Genomic DNA, 18,571 nt, shown 5'->3' on the forward strand with positions numbered 1-18,571 from the left:
GATTATTCAACGATTGCCATAATGTCATTTTCAGACATGATAAGAACTTCTTTACCGTCAATTTTTTCAGTTTTAGTGCCGTAGCCTTCTGCAAAAATAACCACATCGCCCACTTGTACATCAAGCGGTTGAATCGTGCCATTTTCAAGAATGCGACCTTTACCTACTGCAAGGATTTTACCGCGAGTAGATTTTTCAGCTGCAGAACCAGTTAACACGATGCCACCGGCAGACTTAGATTCAACTTCTTGGCGTTCAACGATAACACGGTCGTGTAAAGGACGAATGTTCATTGGTCGTCTCTCCTGATAATTAAGGTAATGTCCATGATTTGAAGCCCACAAGCTCTCACTTGTATGACTTCTATATGGGTAAGATGTTGGGTCTAATTTCTAAATCGCAAGGTTTAGGCGGTTTTTTTTTGTTATTTATTTGAGAAATTTTGCCCGATCACACACTTTGCATTAGGGTATGCAAGCATCCTTATTTTGAGACCACTATGGCAACACTACTCAAGTCAGATAAACATGGATTATTATCGGCCCCTATACCTGATGCATTACGTCGTTTAGCAGTGCCAATGGTATTTGGCATGATCGCGATTTTAATGTTTAATTTAGTCGATACTTTCTTTATTTCACGCTTGGGCACAAATGCACTCGCAGCGGTGAGTTTTACTTTTCCAGTCACCTTTGGCCTTAACTGTATCACCATGGGGATGAACGTCGGTATCTCGACCAGTATTGGACGTATGCTGGGTCAAGGTGATAGTCACAGTGCGGCTCGGATTACCACTCATGGGCTATTACTAAGCCTGTTATTAATGATTATCGGCTCCAGTATTGGCTTGCTCACCATTAAGCCATTATTCACCTTAATGGGAGCGTCAGCTGAATTACTGCCAATCATCGAACAGTATATGACGGTGTGGTACATCGCGATCCCTTTACTGGTGATCCCAATGGCAGGTAATAGTGCCATTCGCGCTACAGGAGATGCCAAAAGTCCGGCTAAGATCATGGTGATCGCGGGGATTATAAACGGTTTATTAGATCCGCTATTGATCTTTGGTTATGGCTCTTTTCCTGCTTTAGGCGTCAAAGGCGCAGCCATTGCCAGTGGCATTAGTTGGGTGTTTGCACTTATTGCATCGTTATATCTGCTTTATCAACGCGAAAAATTACTGATCTTGCCGCAATGGCGCTTATTAAAAAACGACTGGCAACAAATTTTACATATTGGTGTACCTGCCGGTTTATCAACGGCACTTAATCCACTGTCAGGGGCATTATTAATGGCTTTACTCGCAAGTCAGAGTACTGCCTCGGTTGCCGCTTATGGTGCCGCGATGCGGGTCGAATCATTATTAGTAATTGTAATGATGGCACTTGGCTCTGCATTAATGCCTTTTATGGCGCAAAACTTAGGCGCACAAAAACCACAGCGGGCATTTAGCGCGCTCTTTACTGCCATGCATTTTGCGCTTGGATTTCAGTTATTGGTTTTTATTGCGATGGTGCCATTAAGCATGCCTTTAGCGGCACTGTTCTCTAAAGATGGTGTGGTTCAAAATCAATTGTGGCATTACTTATTAGTAGTGCCTGCCAGTTATGGATTACAAGCAATTTGTATGCTGTTAATTAGTGCGCTTAATGCGTTACATAAAACCATTTATGCACTGTGTTGGAATCTGCTGCGACTGTTTGTGTTATTACTGCCTGCAGCATGGATTGGCAGTTATCTTTATGGGACTGAAGGGCTATTTATTGGCATTGCTGCTGCCAATGTTGTCAGTGGGATTGGTGCTTATTACTATGCGCGAAAACTGCGTAATAGCATGCTTTCACCGCAGTAATAAATATGAATAGCATGAATAAAAAAAGCAGCCATGGCTGCTTTTTTTATTTAGTAAATTTCAGCTATATCGATGTTACATTTAAGGCAGACGAGGATTGGAATTGTTATTATTATGGTCATCCTTACGTTCAAACTCACCATCAAACACATCACCATTGGCTGCATCTTTTGAATGAGTATGATGTGAAAAACCACCACCGAATGGATTAAAGCTATTTTTCAAGGTCACTTTCTGCATTAATAGTCGTGCGACCTTAGCTCGTGAAAGTGGCAATAATAAGACTAACCCTAACGCATCGGTCATAAATCCTGGCGTTAGTAATAATACTCCAGCCACGGCTAACAACATCCCTTCAATAATTTCTTGAGTTGGTACTTCACCTTGTTGCAGCTTCTTCTGAACAGAGATTAAGGTTGCAATACCTTGGCTTCTCACTAACGATGCTCCAATAACTGCCGTTAAAAAAACAATCGCGATCGTTGGCCAAAGCCCTAATAAGCCACCCACCTGAATGAATAAGCCAATTTCAACCATTGGCACCACAATAAACAGCAACATTAATAGTGGAAACACAAATAACCCCTTTGATTAAATGATTTTATACTGACGCATAGCAATAAACCTTACCTGATTTTACGTCTAATTACTCATTACTAATGCCATTAACACATCGAAAAGTGTTAACAAATAATACAATATTATAATTTGAATCAGATCCCAAAACCTTTGCCTACTTTCCTACATTTTATTCACATCTTGTCATTTTTATTCATTTTAAGAGCAAAATAACGTGCTACTGTTAACAGAAAATGTGAAAGAGATCGCGTTTCTGTGCAAAGATTAACAAGCTCTCGTAAAAAGTGATCTGGATTATGTTTTTAGCGGTTGAGGGGAGTATTATCAGCCTCAATTAAGATGTCAGGTACGATCATCTCGCCACAACGTTGCGACAATGGATTATCGCTCTAACTGTTGGCTTACTCATTGATTTTAATTATAAAGATTTGCTAAGGGCTATATTATGTCTCAGATGATTGATCTTGAAAAAAATGAAGCGACACTGAATGTTGCAACCCGTATAGAAGAAGATCTACTTGGCGAACGCCATGTTCCTGCAGATGCTTATTGGGGTATTCACACGCTACGTGCTATTGAGAACTTCAATATTTCAAACACAACAATTTCAGATGTTCCTGAATTTGTACGTGGTATGGTCTTTACCAAAAAAGCAGCAGCAATGGCCAACAAAGAGCTTGGCGCAATTCCTTCTGATATCGGTAACTACATTGTTCAAGCGTGTGATCTTATCCTTGATACTGGCCGTTGCATGGATCAATTCCCATCAGACGTTTTTCAAGGTGGCGCAGGCACATCAGTTAACATGAACACCAACGAAGTTATTGCTAACCTTGCGCTTGAAATCATGGGCGAAGAAAAAGGTCGCTACGATATCGTTAACCCAAATGATCACGTTAACAAGTCACAATCAACAAACTGTGCTTACCCAACAGGCTTCCGCGTTGCGGTATACAACAGCATCATTAGCATGCTAGAAGCACTAGATTACTTAAAAACCGCATTCGATGTTAAAGCAACTGAATTTGCAAGCATTCTAAAAATGGGTCGTACCCAACTTCAAGACGCAGTGCCAATGACTGTTGGTCAAGAATTCCATGCGTACGGCGTATTACTAAAAGAAGAAATTAAAAACCTTCAATACACTGCGCAACTATTGCTTGAAGTTAACCTAGGTGCGACAGCGATTGGTACTGGTCTAAACGCGGCAACGGGTTACCAACAACTGTCTGTTCAACGTCTTGCTGAAATCACAGGTTTGCCTGTTGTTGCAGCTGAAGATCTTATCGAAGCAACATCAGACTGTGGTGCTTACGTAATGGTTCACGGCGCGTTAAAACGTACAGCAGTTAAATTATCTAAGATTTGTAACGACTTACGTTTACTTTCTTCAGGCCCTCGTACTGGCCTAAATGAAATTAACCTACCAGAAATGCAAGCAGGCTCTTCTATCATGCCAGCAAAAGTAAACCCAGTGATCCCTGAAGTGGTAAACCAAGTTTGCTTTAAAGTTATTGGTAATGACACCACAATTACCTTTGCAGCAGAAGCGGGTCAATTACAATTAAACGTAATGGAACCTGTTATTGGTCAAGCAATCTTTGAATCCATTAGCCTTCTTAAAAATGCATGTATCAACCTACGTGATAAGTGCATCGAAGGTATTACGGTTAATAAAGAAGTCTGTGAAAGCTACGTCTTTAATTCTATCGGTATCGTGACTTACCTAAACCCATTCATTGGCCACCACGAAGGTGACATTGTTGGTAAGATTTGTGCAGAGACAGGTAAGAGCGTCCGTGAAGTGGTGCTTGAGCGTGGATTGCTGACGGCAGAGCAATTAGATGATATCTTCTCTATCGAGAACTTAATGCATCCTCAATATAAAGCGAAACGTTACAACTAAAAGCGTTAGCGCCAGAGAATACCAGCGGATTGTCACTTGATTATCCGCTTTTTTTTTGTGAACAAATCCTCTTTTTTATTTTTATCTTTTAAACTTTTAGACAGGAAAAATTCTATGACTGGAATTGAACTCTTGGTCGTTCTGGGCTTTATTTATTTAGGCTCCAGAATTGGCGGTATTGGTATTGGTTTTGCCGGCGGTGCTGGTGTGTTGGTATTATCATTAGTGTTTGGAATGCCCACTAGTGAGTCATTGATCCCTATTGATGTTATTTTAATTATCATGTCAGTGATCACCGCGATTGCAGCAATGCAAGTGGCTGGCGGAATGGATTGGCTGGTAGAAATTGCAGAAAACTTTCTTCGTAAACACCCTAAGCGCATTACCTTCTATGCGCCTATAGTCACTTATTTAATGACAGTGTTAGCCGGAACTGGGCATACCGCTTTTTCAACCTTACCTGTTATTGCTGAAGTAGCTAAAGGTCAAGGCATTCGCCCTTCTCGTCCCCTTTCTATTGCCGTTATTGCCTCACAGATCGCGATCACTGCCTCTCCTATCTCAGCGGCGGTAGTCTTCTTCTCTGGTATCCTTGAACCTGTTGGCGTGAGTTACATTACGCTACTGGCTATTTGTATTCCAACCACCTTTATTGCTTGTATGGTCGGTGCTTTTGTCGCTAACTTCATGGGATGTGAGCTAAAAGATGATCCTGTTTACCAAGATCGTTTAGCCAAAGGCTTAGTTAATATTGAACAAGCAGGTAAACGTGACATTAAGCCAACCGCACGCAAAGCAACCTATATTTTCATTACTGCGATTGTATTAGTGGTTTGTTATGCCGCAGCTATCTCTCACTCTATTGGTTTAATTACTAATCCAACATTAGGCCGTAATGAGGCCATTATTGCAGTGATGCTTACCTCTGCTGCAGTAACGGTATGGGTAACCAAAATTGATGCAGCTGAAATCCCATCCGCACCAACGTTCCGCTCAGGCATGACCGCCTGTATTTGTGTACTGGGTGTGGCATGGTTAGGCGCAACCTTTGTGAATGCTCACGTTGACGGCATTAAAGAAATCGCAGGATCGTTATTAAGCAGCCACCCTTGGATGCTAGCACTGATTCTATTCTTTGCTTCAATGTTACTTTACTCACAAGGTGCAACCACTACAGCATTAATGCCTGCAGCTTTAGCTATTGGTGTTGCTCCACTGACCATGGTTGCTTCTTTTGCAGCGGTAAGTGCTTTGTTTGTATTACCAACCTACCCAACACTACTGGCTGCGGTGGAAATGGATGATACCGGTTCAACCCGAATTGGTAACTTAGTCTTTAACCACCCATTTTTTATACCAGGTGTGGTTACCATTTCTACATCAGTGGCTTTAGGCTTCTTATTCGGTAGTTTTATTTTATAATTAACAACTTGCTCGAGGTTATTCAAAAGCTGCTTTCGAGCAGCTTTTTTTTCGCTAAAGATAAATAATTGCTAAGCTGATAATAGGGTATCGTAAAAGTTAAAATGACCAATAGCGACAACAAGGATGTTTATTGATGATCAATCTCAAGACAAAATACGCTTTTGGAGGCTTAGTCATAGCTATTATGATAATAGTGAGTGGTTACTTTTATTGGAAAAAACCCGCGCCAATGGCGTTAACTTTTACCCCGATAACTTCGATTGTAGAATTAAACCGAGCCCTTAAAATAGCTGCTCAACAACAACACCCAGTATTACTTGATGTCTATGCTGAATGGTGTTCCCCCTGTATAGCCTTAACTCAAAAAACCTTTCCTGCGACCAAAGTGATCCCTCAACTCAATAAATTCACCCGTTTAAAAGCGAACGTTACCGCCAATAACGCAGCTGATATCGCCTTAATGCAACACCTTCAAATTATCGGTTTTCCTAGTTTGTTATTTTGGGATCCTCAAGGTAACCCGTTACCCCAAGCAACGATCAGCGGCTTTATTAACGCTGATGATTTTAGTCACTATTTACAGCTACCGATGTTCTCTCCAGCACCATCATCAGCCTCACAAAAGACCCCATAATAACCAGAATAATTGCAATATAAATAACGCTAAGCGCGATCAAGATCTAATCTCAACCGTGACTAAATTGCACCTTAGTTACTGAGGTGTTAACGTGAAAATACTAACTACTACCACAGGCATCGCCATGGACGTGCAATACACTATTGTTATCGCCGATGATCACCCATTGTTTCGTAGTGCCTTATTTCAATCGCTTCAGATGGCTATCAGCGGTGCTAACCTCATTGAAGCAGATTCACAAAATTCGTTATTTTTATTGTTAGAAAAAACCGATGATGTCGACCTATTATTACTCGATCTGAAAATGCCGGGATCAAATGGTATGTCTGGGCTTATTCAATTACGTCAACAATACCCTGAACTGGCGATTGTGGTCATTTCTGCCAGCGAAGAAGACTGCGTTGTTCAACAAGTTTATAATCATGGCGCATTTGGGTTTATTCCCAAATCCAGTGATATGCAGACATTATTAAATGCCTTAAAACAAATTCTTAATGGTGAACCTTATTTTCCGACTACCATCACTCCCAATGATCATCATCAACAACTTGCCACTAAAATTGCCGCGCTAACACCACAGCAATATAAAGTATTAACCATGCTGACCGAAGGCTCACTCAACAAACAAATAGCCTATGACTTGAGTGTCTCTGAAGCCACAATCAAAGCGCATATGACGGCTATTTTTCGCAAATTAAACGTTAAAAATCGCACCCAAGCCGTCATTTTATTACAACAGTTAGAAATCGATTAATCCGCCAAGCACAGTAATCTTATTACGAGATAACTTTGCTATACCTTAATTATGACGCCCTTTTTTAAGCGTCATTTTATGGTGCGGATATTAGGCACTGATTTAATATCGCTCGTAACTTCAAAGGTTTTACGGGCTTACTTAAGAAGCTAAAACCATGGTCCCGAATCATCGTTTGATTGTCAGTTAACCGATCAGCACTAATCACTACCCCCTTAAAATGCGATCCCAATTGCGTTCGACACCACAAGAGAATCTCCAATCCTGTTTGCTGCTTGGCAAGATGATAATCACTTAAGATTACGTCAGGCAGCCAACCATCTGTAAGTTGTTTCATCGTTTGGGCTTTATTTACAGCAGTACGCACCTCACAATGCCATTGTTCTAATAAGGTCGTCATCGCGACTAATATATTCGATTCATTATCTATGCACAGAACCTTTAATCCCGCTAATGATCCCCCTGCCGAATGCGATAATTGCGGCGTTTTTAATGGCAACATTGAAGGCGAAATACGCCCAACTGATAATGAGAATACTGTGCCGTGTTGAGGCCATGATCGCAATCCCAATGGATGATCTAAAACCCGTGAAATTCCTCGCGCTATCGCTAGCCCCAACCCTAATCCATGCTCTGCTCCCGTTTGATCCATTCGCGTAAATTCATCAAAAATATCGGCTTGTTTATCAATAGGGATACCGGGACCATTGTCCCACACCTCAATCAAGAGTCGGTCACCACGACGACGCACACCTAATAACACTCGTCCTTGAGGATTATAACGAAAAGCATTGGTTAAAAAGTTTTGTAATGCACGTCGCAGTAATTTACCGTCAGAAAGGATCACCGCATCACTCATCACGACGTTAAAATCAATTTGCTGATCTAACGCCAAGATGCCAAATTCGGCTTGCAGCACACTTAAAACATCACTTACTCGCAATGGCACACGATGAGAAGCTAGTTTTCCAGCTTCTAAACGTGATACATCTAATAAGTCGCCAATTAAATCCTCAGCAGCACTTAATGCACTGGTGATATGGGATGCAAGTCGAGCGCTTTGCTGACCCTCACTAACTTCAACTAATGATGATGAGAATAACCTTGCTGCATTAAGCGGTTGCATTAAATCATGACTCACCGCTGCTAAAAATCGGCTTTTAGAACGGGCTTGTGATTCTGCTTGTTGCGTTGCCACCACCAATTGCTGATTGAGTTGTTCTAATTGCTGAGTCCGTTTTTTAACGCGTGCTTCTAAATTCTCATTGGACTCTTTAAGTGCCGCTTCGGCTTGGCGAAAAGCGGTAATATCACTAAAACTCATCACAAATCCGCCGCCAGGCATCGGATTACCTTGAACCTCAATCACCTGACCATCAGCGCGCACCCGTGACGAAGTATGGGCGGTTCTTCGTTGTAGATGTTGAACTCGTTTGGCCACATGCAGTTCAGGATCCCCCTCACCACATAATCCTTGTTGGGCGTTATACCGAATCACATCTGTAATAGGTCGCCCTACTTGAATAAGTTCGGCCGGAAAGGTAAATAATTCTAAATAACGTTGATTCCATGCCACCAGCCGCAACTGTTTATCAACCACAGCAATACCTTGGCTAATATGCTCAATTGCTCCTTGTAATAAGCCGCGGCTAAAATCAAACATCTCTGATGCTTCATCAACGATAGTTGCAACATCCTCCAGTTGCATATTTCGCCCTTGCAGTGCAGAAGTAAGTACCAACTTCGCTGATACTTCTCCGAAAACAGAGGCTAATACTTTTTCTGTGTGTGAAATTATAGCGGGTGATGCTTGTTGGTCAGCTAACAACGGACATTGTTGTTGCTTTGAAAATTGACTAAAAGCTTGCTGTATACGTTTACGGCCAACAAACCTTGCCGCTAATGTTTCAAGCTCCATCACTGTTATTATGGCATCCATTATCAACGTCTCTTAATTATCCCCTCCCACTGTAACGGAGTTCCTGACCTTGGCTCAATCGACACTGATCACAAATATTAGGGTAACGTTAATATTGTTATTACGCGCTAAGGAGCAATATTTAGACAAAAAAAGCGTACCCGTTAAATAGGTACGCTTCATATCACCGTTATTATTATGTTTTGAGCTTTTAATTTATTTGTGGCGTTAACGACTGTGGTTGCTTACCCGGTAACGGTAAACGAATAAAGAACACGGGCACAGCCATCACCGCCATAACCCAGAACACATCCGCGCCCCAATCGCCATAAACCCAACCACTGATTGACGTTAAAATTGCCATTACAGCACCTAACGGAATCGCGTTATACAACGACTGCAGAGCCACCATATGATTGCTTGGTGAACGCTCAATATAACGAATAGCTGCCAAGTGAGCCGCAGCAAATGTCACGCTGTGCAATGACTGCACCGCAAACATTGCCCATTGATCAGTAATGGTCGCGGTTAATCCCCAACGCACTAACACACCCACAGCGGCTAAACGGAACATGTTGTTAATCGACCAATTAGCAAATAAGCGCTTACTTACTAGGAACATCCCTACTTCTGCGGCAACACTGAAACTCCATAAATAACCAATCATGGATTCATCAAAGCCAATTTTTTGCCAATAAATTGAGCTAAAGCCATAATATGCGGCATGACTGCCCTGCAACAGTGCCGCAATTAACATTAATTTAATCACTGAGCTATCGCGTAAAATATGCATTAATGCTGGGCGAGCTTGTTGGTGGCTATTAACATCAACTGGCATCACGACTGGGTTACGGGCTGCCATTATTTGTGCAAAGCCTAAACCTGCTAACGCCACCCACGGAATAATATCTGCGCCATAACGCTGAGCACATAAACCAACCACAGTCGAGCCAGCAATAAACGCAATTGAACCCCATAAACGAGTGCGACCATAATCTAAATGGCCTTCTTTAGCATAATGGTTAGTAATGGCATCTGAAATTGGCACAATTGGCCCAGCAGATAAATTAAATAAAACGGTTACTGCCGCCAATGCCAATAAATTTCCACCGCAGACAATATAAATAATACACGCCACCAGCCCAAGTAATGTAAAACCACGCAGTGCTGGAATTAAATGTTCAACTTTATGAATCCGTGGCGTGATCACCAGATTAGCAATACAGCGCACAGCGAAACCTAACCCTAATAGCAATCCAATATTAGAGTCATCAACCCCTACATGTTTAAACCAAATCGCCCAAAAGGGTAAATACACCCCATAAGAAAAGAAAAATCCCAATAAATATTGGGATGTCCAGCCATAAGGCTTACTTTTAAACATAATAGATCTCAAAATGTGGTAGATGAAAAACTAAGCTATTATGCCGTAAATCAACCACTACCCCGTAATAGTTAGGTCATTTTTACTCGTAAATAACACATCTTTGCAAGCTAGTTGCGATCATTGTCACACTCTATTTTCCAATAAAATCACTGTTAACAAATAAGACAGCGCACAAAACAAAATGTAACCTTTATGCAACATGCAAAACACACCACTTTATGCTTCGATCTCATCCTAAAGTCTAATTGTCGATAATCACATAATCATCCACTTTAACTGCTAATACCGTCTAAACCATTGTTTGTTAGATATTACAGACATCAATACCCACGCAGGGAAAGAACTCAAGGAGAACAAGGATGAGTGAGGTTCATATTTATCCGGTCGATAGTGCAATTGCCACCAATGCCCATATTAATGATGACCAATATCGTGAGATGTACCAACAATCAACTATAAATCCTCAAGGTTTCTGGCGTCAGCATGGACAAATCCTTGATTGGATCACTCCTTACACTAAAGTGAAGAACACCTCATTTGATAGCGGCCATGTCAGTATTAAATGGTTTGAAGATGGTGAGCTTAATGTCTCAGCCAACTGTATTGATCGTCATCTTGCTGATCGGGGTGATCAAGCGGCGATTATTTGGGAAGGCGATGATCCTAATGACGATGCAACCCTAACTTATAACGATCTTCATCAACAAGTGTGTCAATTTTCCAACGCCCTCAAAAGCCAAGGGGTGCGTAAAGGCGATGTAGTGTGTCTTTACATGCCAATGGTCGCAGAAGCCGCTATTGCAATGCTAGCGTGTACCCGTATTGGCGCAGTACACACCATCGTATTTGGGGGGTTCTCCCCCGAGGCTCTTGCTGGCCGAATTATTGATTCCAAAGCAAAAGTTGTGATCACCGCAGATGAAGGTGTTCGTGGTGGTCGCGCTGTACCTTTAAAGCAAAACGTTGATGATGCACTCGCTAACCCACTCGTCACCAGTATTGAAAAAGTAGTGGTATTTAAACGCACTGGCGGCAATGTAGAATGGCATAGTGAACGCGATGTATGGTGGCACCAAATAACAGCAGTCGCTTCTAACCATTGCGCACCAGAGCCAATGAACGCAGAAGATCCACTGTTTATCCTCTACACCTCCGGCTCAACGGGCAAACCTAAAGGCGTATTACATACCACTGGTGGGTATCTGGTTTATGCGACAATGACCTTTAAATATGTCTTCGATTATCAACCAGGGGATGTTTACTGGTGTACCGCCGATGTGGGTTGGATCACCGGTCACAGTTATCTCGTTTATGGGCCATTAGCCAATGGAGCAACCACAGTATTGTTTGAAGGGGTACCAAACTATCCATCGACCAGTCGTATGAGCGAAGTGGTTGATAAACATCAAGTCAATATTCTCTACACTGCCCCAACCGCGATTCGTGCATTAATGGCGAAAGGTGATGAAGCTATCGCAGGCACCAACCGTTCATCATTACGTATCATGGGCTCGGTAGGCGAGCCGATTAACCCTGAAGCATGGGAATGGTATCACCGCACCATAGGCAATAGTCACTGCCCCATTGTCGATACGTGGTGGCAAACAGAAACAGGTGGGATTCTTATCACCCCACTTCCTGGCGCAACAGCACTCAAGCCCGGTTCAGCAACTCGACCATTTTTTGGTGTGCAACCTGCGTTGGTTGATAATATCGGTAACATCTTAGACGGCGCAACGGATGGTAACTTAGTCATGACCGATTCATGGCCGGGACAAATGCGTACTCTATGGGGCGATCACGAACGTTTCGAGCAAACCTACTTCTCCACTTTCCCTGGTATGTATTTTACTGGCGATGGTGCCCGTCGTGACGAAGATGGTTACTACTGGATCACTGGTCGCGTTGATGACGTATTGAATATTTCCGGTCACCGCATGGGCACTGCTGAAATTGAATCTGCGTTGGTGGCATTTGATAAAATAGCCGAAGCAGCGATAGTCGGTGTACCGCATGCGATCAAAGGCCAAGCGATTTACGCCTATATCACCCTTAATGACGGTGAATTTCCAAGCGCAGAATTACATAAGCAAGTGAAAGATTGGGTACGTAAAGAAATCGGTCCAATTGCAACCCCTGACTTCCTTCACTGGACAACAGCACTGCCTAAAACCCGTTCAGGTAAAATTATGCGCCGTATTCTTCGCAAAATAGCCACAGGCGATACCGACTCCTTGGGTGATACATCGACACTGGCCGATCCCAGTGTGGTTGATAAACTGATTGCAGAAAAACAGCAATTACTTTGAAGCTAATTAACAAAATAAAAAATCAATAAAACGGAACCCAAAAGACCGCAACACGTGGTCTTTTTTTACGCCGCCATTAATGATAATTTAAAACTAATTCAGCTTAGGATAAGCTACTTAACGCTAAAATATCGTGTTAACCGGTTCGATATTGATAATATTTATTGAAATAACACCATGAAACAACCCTATAAATTGTCTTTTTTTTAGCCCTATTATCACTGCATAGTAATGACTAACAAAAACACAGTTTTATTACTAAATTCTTGCACTTAGTTACGCTACATTAACGTAGGATGAGTACATTCACATTCGCTAACATTCTTACAACGGCTTACACCTGTTCGCGTAAAAAGTGGTGATTAGACCAGTATTTTGCTGCGATTTGCGTTGAATTCTCTATAATTGGTTCACAATTAATGTTTAGCAGTAAAAAACGGACACATGGAAGTCAACTTGTAGATAGCTACAAGTTGTTCGAGTTTAACCTCATAAATAACTAATGAGACCTCAAGATGCCGACCGTTAAACGAATTTTACTTATAAATGGACCGAACCTAAATTTACTCGGTTTACGTGAGCCGGATCATTATGGCCAACAAACACTCACGCAATTGGTCCATCAATTAACAATGAAAGCCGTCGATCTCGGCGTGACATTAGAACACATTCAATCAAATGCGGAACATGAGTTGATTGATGCGATTCACCAAGCCTATGCTAACGTGGATTTCATTATTATAAACCCAGCAGCCTTCACTCACACTAGTATTGCTATTCGTGATGCCTTACTTGGGGTTGCTATTCCGTTTATTGAAGTACATTTATCTAACGTTCACGCACGTGAACCTTTTCGTCATCATTCTTACTTATCGGATAAAGCGGTAGGAGTGATTTGCGGCCTCGGCCCTGACGGTTATGAATTCGCCCTACAGGCAGCGGCTAATCGCCTGCATGCAGATAGCTAACTGAACAATATATAAAGAGAAAAATAATGGATATTCGTAAAATTAAGAAGCTAATTGAACTGGTTGAAGAATCTGGTATTGCAGAGCTAGAGATTTCTGAAGGTGAAGAATCTGTTCGAATCAGTCGTAATGTACCACTACAGGCAATGCCACAACAATATGCTGTTGCCCCTATGGCTGCACCTGTTCAAGCAGCACCTGTTGTGGAAGCACCCGCAGCATTCCAAGCACCCGTAGCACCTGCTGTTGCTGCTGGTCATCAAATTCTTTCTCCAATGGTTGGTACTTTCTACCGCGCACCAAGCCCTGAAGCAAAGAACTTTGCTGAAGTAGGTCAATCAGTCAACATTGGCGATACCCTATGTATCGTTGAAGCAATGAAGATGATGAACCAAATTCAAGCAGACAAAGCAGGTAAGATCGTTGCAATTCTTGCTCAAGAAGGCGATGCAATTGAATTCGACCAACCGCTTGTAATCATCGAGTAATCGAGGCTCCTGGCTATGTTAGATAAATTAGTAATTGCGAACCGAGGTGAAATTGCACTTCGAATTCTTCGCGCATGTAAAGAATTAGGTATTAAAACGGTTGCTGTTCACTCAACCGCAGATCGTGATCTTAAACACGTATTATTAGCAGATGAATCAGTGTGTATTGGTCCCGCACGCGGTATCGACAGTTACCTGAATATTCCTCGTATTATCAGTGCAGCAGAAATCACAGGCGCAGTAGCGATTCACCCTGGCTACGGTTTCTTGTCTGAAAATGCTGATTTTGCCGAGCAAGTAGAACGTTCTGGTTTTATTTTTGTTGGCCCGAAAGCAGAAACTATTCGTCTAATGGGCGATAAAGTTTCAGCGATCAGCGCGATGAAAAAAGCCGGTGTCCCTTGTGTACCAGGTTCTGATGGTCCACTTGATGACGATGAAGCGAAAAATAAATCTTTCGCTAAACGTATTGGTTACCCAGTTATCATTAAAGCATCTGGTGGCGGCGGTGGTCGTGGTATGCGTGTAGTACGTTCTGAAAATGAACTGACTGAAGCGATTGCTATGACTCGCGCAGAAGCAAAATCTTGCTTTAATAATGACATGGTTTACATGGAAAAATACCTTGAAAACCCTCGTCACATCGAAGTACAAATACTGGCAGACGGTCAAGGTGGCGCAATCCATTTAGGTGAGCGCGATTGTTCAATGCAACGTCGTCACCAAAAAGTAGTTGAAGAAGCACCAGCACCCGGTATTACCGAAGAAATGCGTAAATACATCGGTGAGCGTTGTACTCGTGCTTGTCTTGAAATCAATTACCGTGGTGCAGGTACGTTTGAATTCCTTTATGAAAACGGTGAGTTCTACTTCATTGAAATGAACACTCGTATTCAAGTTGAACACCCTGTGACTGAAATGATTACGGGTATTGATCTGATTAAAGAGCAATTACGTATTGCGGCAGGTCAACCGTTATCATTTAGCCAAAAAGATATTCAAATTCGCGGTCACGCAGTTGAATGTCGTATTAATGCTGAAGATCCAGAGCGTTTCCTTCCTTGCCCTGGTACGATCACACGTTTCCACTCACCGGGTGGCATGGGTATTCGTTGGGAATCTCATATCTACACTGGCTACACCGTACCGCCTTACTACGATTCAATGATTGGTAAGTTGATCGCGTATGGTGAAAACCGTGATGTGGCAATCTCACGTATGCGTAATGCATTAAGTGAAATGATCATTGATGGCATTAAAACCAATATTCCACTTCAGCAAGAAATCATGGCTGATGAAAACTTCCAAAAAGGTGGCGCTAACATCCACTACCTTGAGAAGAAGCTTGGTTTACAATAATAACGTTATTTAACGTTAAAAAGGCTACCTAAGGGTGGCCTTTTTTATTTTTAACAACAGCACATTTTATACGCTGGATACTAGACATGGCATAAACCCCTATCTTTTGCCACAATAGCGCCCTTTTTTAACCACTATCAGTGATTATTTCAATTCACTGATCAGTCTTTTACTCATCACAACTGGAGAAACCGCATGAAAACGCTTTCTGCCCGCTACCGTCAAGCGCATAAAGAAGCGCGCTGGGCGATAGGACTTGCGTTAGCTTATTTTCTTTGGTGGTACGTTTCCGCCTATGGCTTCGCCCCTGCTATTAATGACCTCAGCATGCCAACCCTCTATTTTGGTTTCCCATTATGGTTTTTGCTGTCATGTGTCATTGGTCCAATTGTTTTTACCATTCTGTGTGCCTTAATGGTGAAATTTATTTACCGCGATCTTCCTCTTGAAATAACTGACGATAAACCACATGAATAGCCAACTTATCATTCCTTTGGTGCTGTATTTAGCCGCTGTTTTTGGCGTTGCACTCTATACCCGCCGTTTTCAGAGTAAAGGTAACTTCCTTACTGAATACCTCGTCGGTGGTCGCAGCATGGGTGGCTTTGTCCTTGCCATGACCCTTGCCGCTACTTATGCCAGCGCCAGCACCTTTATTGGTGGCCCAGGAGCGGCTTATAAAATGGGGCTAGGATGGGTATTACTCGCCATGATCCAGTTACCCGCTGCATGGCTGACATTGGGTGTGCTCGGTAAAAAATTTGCGATTGAATCTCGACGTCATAATGCGTTAACCCTCAATGATATTTTATATGCGCGTTACCAACATAAGGGGGTGGTGATCTTTGCATCCTTATCACTGCTACTGGCTTTCTTTGGCACCATGGTAGTGCAATTTGTTGGTGGAGCACGCTTGCTGCAAACCGTCACTGGGTTATCTTATACTCACGGGCTGATGCTATTTGCTATTACGGTTGGGCTCTATACCACTATTGGTGGCTTTAGAGCGGTCGTCATGACCGATACCATTCAAGGGATCATGATGATCATTGGCACGATCGCGCTTCTGGTCGGGATCGTTCACACTGGCGGCAGTATTGGTGCCCTTGTCACTAAGCTGCATTCCATTGATCCAGCATTAGTATCACCTTATGGCCCTCACCATTTTTTAAGCCAACCATTTATGTTGAGCTTTTGGATCTTAGTCTGTTTTGGGGTTATCGGATTGCCCCATGCTGCAGTACGTTGCATGTCCTACAAAGACAGTCGCTCACTGCACAAAGGAATGGTGATCAGTACCATTATGGTCGCGCTATTAATGTTTGGTATGCATTTAGCCGGTGCGCTAGGCCGTGCCATCGTGCCAAATATCGCCAGTCCTGATCAGATCATGCCAATCTTAATGGTGACAGTATTGCCACCAGCGGTTGCAGGGATCTTCTTAGCAGGTCCAATGGCAGCCATTATGTCGACGATTGATTCCCAATTAATTCAAGCGTCTGCAACCTTGCTTAAAGATTTATATATTAATTATATCAATCCTAAAATTGCCGAGGGTGAAGCCGCTGAAACCAAGTTACCTAAATTATCATTATGGGTAACGGCTATTTTTTCAGCATTGGTTTTTGTAGCGGCAATGAACCCACCCAATATGATCATCTGGCTCAACTTATTGGCCTTTGGTAGCTTACAAGCCGTATTCCTATGGCCTTTAGTACTGGGACTGTATTGGGAAAAAGCATCAGCAACGGGTGCTTTTGCATCAATGATTGTTGGGCTAACCACTTACTTAGCGTTATCGTTAGGTAAACCTGATATGGGGGGTATGCATGCCATCGTACCGACATTAATCATTGGTTTGATCGCGTTTATTATCGGCAGCTATGCGCGCCCCAATAAATTGAAAATCGCCGACGTTAACTGATTTTTCACCGTTAATTGCGCTAACATAGCCACACATTAATCAGAGAGAGCCAACCCGCTCTCTCTTTTTTTTATCGATTGTTTGCTATCTGCTAATGGGGATTGGTGAAATTTCATGCTAGACTGCGCCCCCTATGTTCAAGTAGTCACAAAATAAGCGAATAAACCATGCCTTGGATTCAAATTAAACTGAACGCTACTGCAGAGAACGCAGAAGCAATTGGCGATATGCTAATGGAAGAGACTGGTGCTCTATCCGCCACTTTCCTTGATGCACAAGACACGCCAGTTTTCGAGCCGATGCCAGGTGAAACCCGTTTATGGGGCGATACTGACGTGATTGGTTTGTATGATGCTGAAGCCGACATGGATTTCGTGCTGAACATGCTTAACAATAGCCCGCTAATTGCTGACGATTTTGCTTATAAAATTGAGCAATTAGAAGATAAAGACTGGGAACGTGAGTGGATGGATAATTTCCACCCAATGCGTTTTGGTCGCCGTTTGTGGATTTGCCCAAGCTGGCATGAAGCACCAGAACCCAATGCCGTCAATGTATTGTTAGACCCAGGTTTAGCATTTGGTACTGGTACTCACCCAACCACATCATTGTGTCTTGAATGGTTAGACGGTCAAGATCTAGTTGGTAAAACCATCATCGATTTTGGTTGTGGTTCAGGTATTTTAGCCATTGCTGCACTTAAATTAGGCGCAGCAAAAGTGATCGGTATTGATATCGATCCACAAGCTATTTTAGCTTCTCGTGATAACGCTGAACGCAATGGTGTTTCAGACAATCTAGAGCTATACCTGCCACAAGATCAACCACAAGGTATTCAAGCTGACGTCGTTGTTGCGAACATTCTCGCTGGCCCATTGCGTGAACTATCACCCGTGATTAAGAGCCTAGTGAAACATGGCGGTGACTTAGCCATCTCTGGTGTACTTGAAAGCCAAGCCGAAGATGTTGCTACCTATTACAGCGATGAAATTACATTAGATCCAGTAATGGCACGCGAAGAATGGTGTCGTATCTCAGGTCATAAAGCATAATATTTACGGT

Annotated in this window: 15 protein-coding genes and 1 pseudogene; 12 read left to right on the plus strand and 4 right to left on the minus strand. The window is 42.6% G+C overall.

Translation table 11 applies throughout. The annotated features are described in order from the left end of the window. Positions 1-2 precede the first annotated feature (2 nt). A complete protein-coding gene (locus BTO21_RS18765) occupies positions 3-293 on the minus strand; it encodes a co-chaperone GroES (protein WP_045031406.1) in 291 nt (96 codons plus the stop codon). Positions 294-499: 206 nt separating this feature from the next. Between BTO21_RS18765 and BTO21_RS18770 the strand changes: the two genes are divergently transcribed. Further along, on the plus strand, positions 500-1,855 hold the full coding sequence (locus BTO21_RS18770) for an MATE family efflux transporter (protein ID WP_045031404.1): 1,356 nt from the start codon (positions 500-502) through the stop codon (positions 1,853-1,855). Positions 1,856-1,936: 81 nt separating this feature from the next. On the opposite strand, the gene BTO21_RS18775 is transcribed toward BTO21_RS18770, so the two are convergent. Then, positions 1,937-2,431, minus strand: a complete 495-nt coding sequence (locus BTO21_RS18775; protein ID WP_045031402.1) for an FxsA family protein — start codon at positions 2,429-2,431, stop codon at positions 1,937-1,939. Positions 2,432-2,879: 448 nt separating this feature from the next. On the opposite strand from BTO21_RS18775, the gene aspA reads away from it, so the two are divergent. The 4 genes from aspA (at position 2,880) to BTO21_RS18795 (ending at position 7,156) form a co-directional block, all read left to right on the plus strand. Next, on the plus strand, positions 2,880-4,340 hold the full coding sequence (gene aspA, locus BTO21_RS18780; RefSeq protein ID WP_082056898.1) for an aspartate ammonia-lyase: 1,461 nt from the start codon (positions 2,880-2,882) through the stop codon (positions 4,338-4,340). Positions 4,341-4,454: 114 nt separating this feature from the next. Then, positions 4,455-5,762 carry an anaerobic C4-dicarboxylate transporter gene (locus BTO21_RS18785; RefSeq protein WP_045031400.1) on the plus strand — a complete coding sequence of 436 codons (1,308 nt, stop codon included), beginning with the start codon at positions 4,455-4,457 and terminating at the stop codon, positions 5,760-5,762. 136 nt (positions 5,763-5,898) lie between these two features. After that, positions 5,899-6,399: a thioredoxin family protein gene (locus BTO21_RS18790; protein WP_052672702.1), complete on the plus strand. Its 501-nt coding sequence runs from the start codon at positions 5,899-5,901 to the stop codon at positions 6,397-6,399. Between the two features lie 127 nt (positions 6,400-6,526). Next, positions 6,527-7,156 carry a response regulator gene (locus tag BTO21_RS18795; RefSeq protein ID WP_045031399.1) on the plus strand — a complete coding sequence of 210 codons (630 nt, stop codon included), beginning with the start codon at positions 6,527-6,529 and terminating at the stop codon, positions 7,154-7,156. A gap of 76 nt (positions 7,157-7,232) precedes the next feature. Here the strand turns inward: BTO21_RS18795 and BTO21_RS18800 are convergent. Both BTO21_RS18800 and BTO21_RS18805 read right to left on the minus strand, forming a co-directional pair. After that, positions 7,233-9,083 (minus strand): annotated as a pseudogene (locus BTO21_RS18800) (hybrid sensor histidine kinase/response regulator); the annotation flags it as partial. Between the two features lie 202 nt (positions 9,084-9,285). Continuing rightward, on the minus strand, positions 9,286-10,458 hold the full coding sequence (locus tag BTO21_RS18805; RefSeq protein ID WP_045031397.1) for a 3-phenylpropionate MFS transporter: 1,173 nt from the start codon (positions 10,456-10,458) through the stop codon (positions 9,286-9,288). A 362-nt stretch (positions 10,459-10,820) separates the two neighbouring features. On the opposite strand from BTO21_RS18805, the gene acs reads away from it, so the two are divergent. The 7 genes from acs to prmA all read left to right on the plus strand — a co-directional run bounded on the left by acs (position 10,821) and on the right by prmA (position 18,561). Then, the gene (gene acs / locus BTO21_RS18810) at positions 10,821-12,770 is read left to right on the plus strand and encodes an acetate--CoA ligase (protein ID WP_045031396.1); all 1,950 of its coding nucleotides are present in this window, start codon (positions 10,821-10,823) and stop codon (positions 12,768-12,770) included. A gap of 515 nt (positions 12,771-13,285) precedes the next feature. Beyond that, positions 13,286-13,738 carry a type II 3-dehydroquinate dehydratase gene (gene aroQ / locus BTO21_RS18815; RefSeq protein ID WP_045031394.1) on the plus strand — a complete coding sequence of 151 codons (453 nt, stop codon included), beginning with the start codon at positions 13,286-13,288 and terminating at the stop codon, positions 13,736-13,738. Positions 13,739-13,764: 26 nt separating this feature from the next. Continuing rightward, positions 13,765-14,226 (plus strand): acetyl-CoA carboxylase biotin carboxyl carrier protein, encoded by a 462-nt coding sequence (accB, locus tag BTO21_RS18820; protein ID WP_045031391.1) that lies wholly within the window; start codon positions 13,765-13,767, stop codon positions 14,224-14,226. Positions 14,227-14,241: 15 nt separating this feature from the next. After that, positions 14,242-15,585 (plus strand): acetyl-CoA carboxylase biotin carboxylase subunit, encoded by a 1,344-nt coding sequence (gene accC, locus BTO21_RS18825; protein WP_045031389.1) that lies wholly within the window; start codon positions 14,242-14,244, stop codon positions 15,583-15,585. Positions 15,586-15,780: 195 nt separating this feature from the next. Then, positions 15,781-16,062, plus strand: coding sequence for a YhdT family protein (locus tag BTO21_RS18830; RefSeq protein WP_045031387.1), 282 nt, complete (start codon positions 15,781-15,783; stop codon positions 16,060-16,062). Further along, positions 16,055-17,509 (plus strand): sodium/pantothenate symporter, encoded by a 1,455-nt coding sequence (gene panF, locus BTO21_RS18835; RefSeq protein ID WP_045031385.1) that lies wholly within the window; start codon positions 16,055-16,057, stop codon positions 17,507-17,509. The genes BTO21_RS18830 and panF overlap by 8 nt, the downstream gene beginning before the upstream one ends. Before the next feature lie 167 nt (positions 17,510-17,676). Continuing rightward, a complete protein-coding gene (gene prmA, locus BTO21_RS18840) occupies positions 17,677-18,561 on the plus strand; it encodes a 50S ribosomal protein L11 methyltransferase (protein ID WP_045031383.1) in 885 nt (294 codons plus the stop codon). Positions 18,562-18,571 lie beyond the last annotated feature (10 nt).

Source organism: Photobacterium phosphoreum, from assembly GCF_002954725.1.
GTDB classification, from domain to species: domain Bacteria; phylum Pseudomonadota; class Gammaproteobacteria; order Enterobacterales; family Vibrionaceae; genus Photobacterium; species Photobacterium phosphoreum.

Coding starts and splice junctions, on each gene's coding strand:
- BTO21_RS18765 (WP_045031406.1), bottom strand. CDS start 293: ATGAACATTCGTCCTTTACACGACCGTGTTATCGTTGAACGCCAAGAA.
- BTO21_RS18770 (WP_045031404.1), top strand. CDS start 500: ATGGCAACACTACTCAAGTCAGATAAACATGGATTATTATCGGCCCCT.
- aspA (WP_082056898.1), top strand. CDS start 2,880: ATGTCTCAGATGATTGATCTTGAAAAAAATGAAGCGACACTGAATGTT.
- BTO21_RS18785 (WP_045031400.1), top strand. CDS start 4,455: ATGACTGGAATTGAACTCTTGGTCGTTCTGGGCTTTATTTATTTAGGC.
- BTO21_RS18790 (WP_052672702.1), top strand. CDS start 5,899: ATGATCAATCTCAAGACAAAATACGCTTTTGGAGGCTTAGTCATAGCT.
- BTO21_RS18795 (WP_045031399.1), top strand. CDS start 6,527: ATGGACGTGCAATACACTATTGTTATCGCCGATGATCACCCATTGTTT.
- BTO21_RS18805 (WP_045031397.1), bottom strand. CDS start 10,458: ATGTTTAAAAGTAAGCCTTATGGCTGGACATCCCAATATTTATTGGGA.
- acs (WP_045031396.1), top strand. CDS start 10,821: ATGAGTGAGGTTCATATTTATCCGGTCGATAGTGCAATTGCCACCAAT.
- aroQ (WP_045031394.1), top strand. CDS start 13,286: ATGCCGACCGTTAAACGAATTTTACTTATAAATGGACCGAACCTAAAT.
- accB (WP_045031391.1), top strand. CDS start 13,765: ATGGATATTCGTAAAATTAAGAAGCTAATTGAACTGGTTGAAGAATCT.
- accC (WP_045031389.1), top strand. CDS start 14,242: ATGTTAGATAAATTAGTAATTGCGAACCGAGGTGAAATTGCACTTCGA.
- BTO21_RS18830 (WP_045031387.1), top strand. CDS start 15,781: ATGAAAACGCTTTCTGCCCGCTACCGTCAAGCGCATAAAGAAGCGCGC.
- panF (WP_045031385.1), top strand. CDS start 16,055: ATGAATAGCCAACTTATCATTCCTTTGGTGCTGTATTTAGCCGCTGTT.
- prmA (WP_045031383.1), top strand. CDS start 17,677: ATGCCTTGGATTCAAATTAAACTGAACGCTACTGCAGAGAACGCAGAA.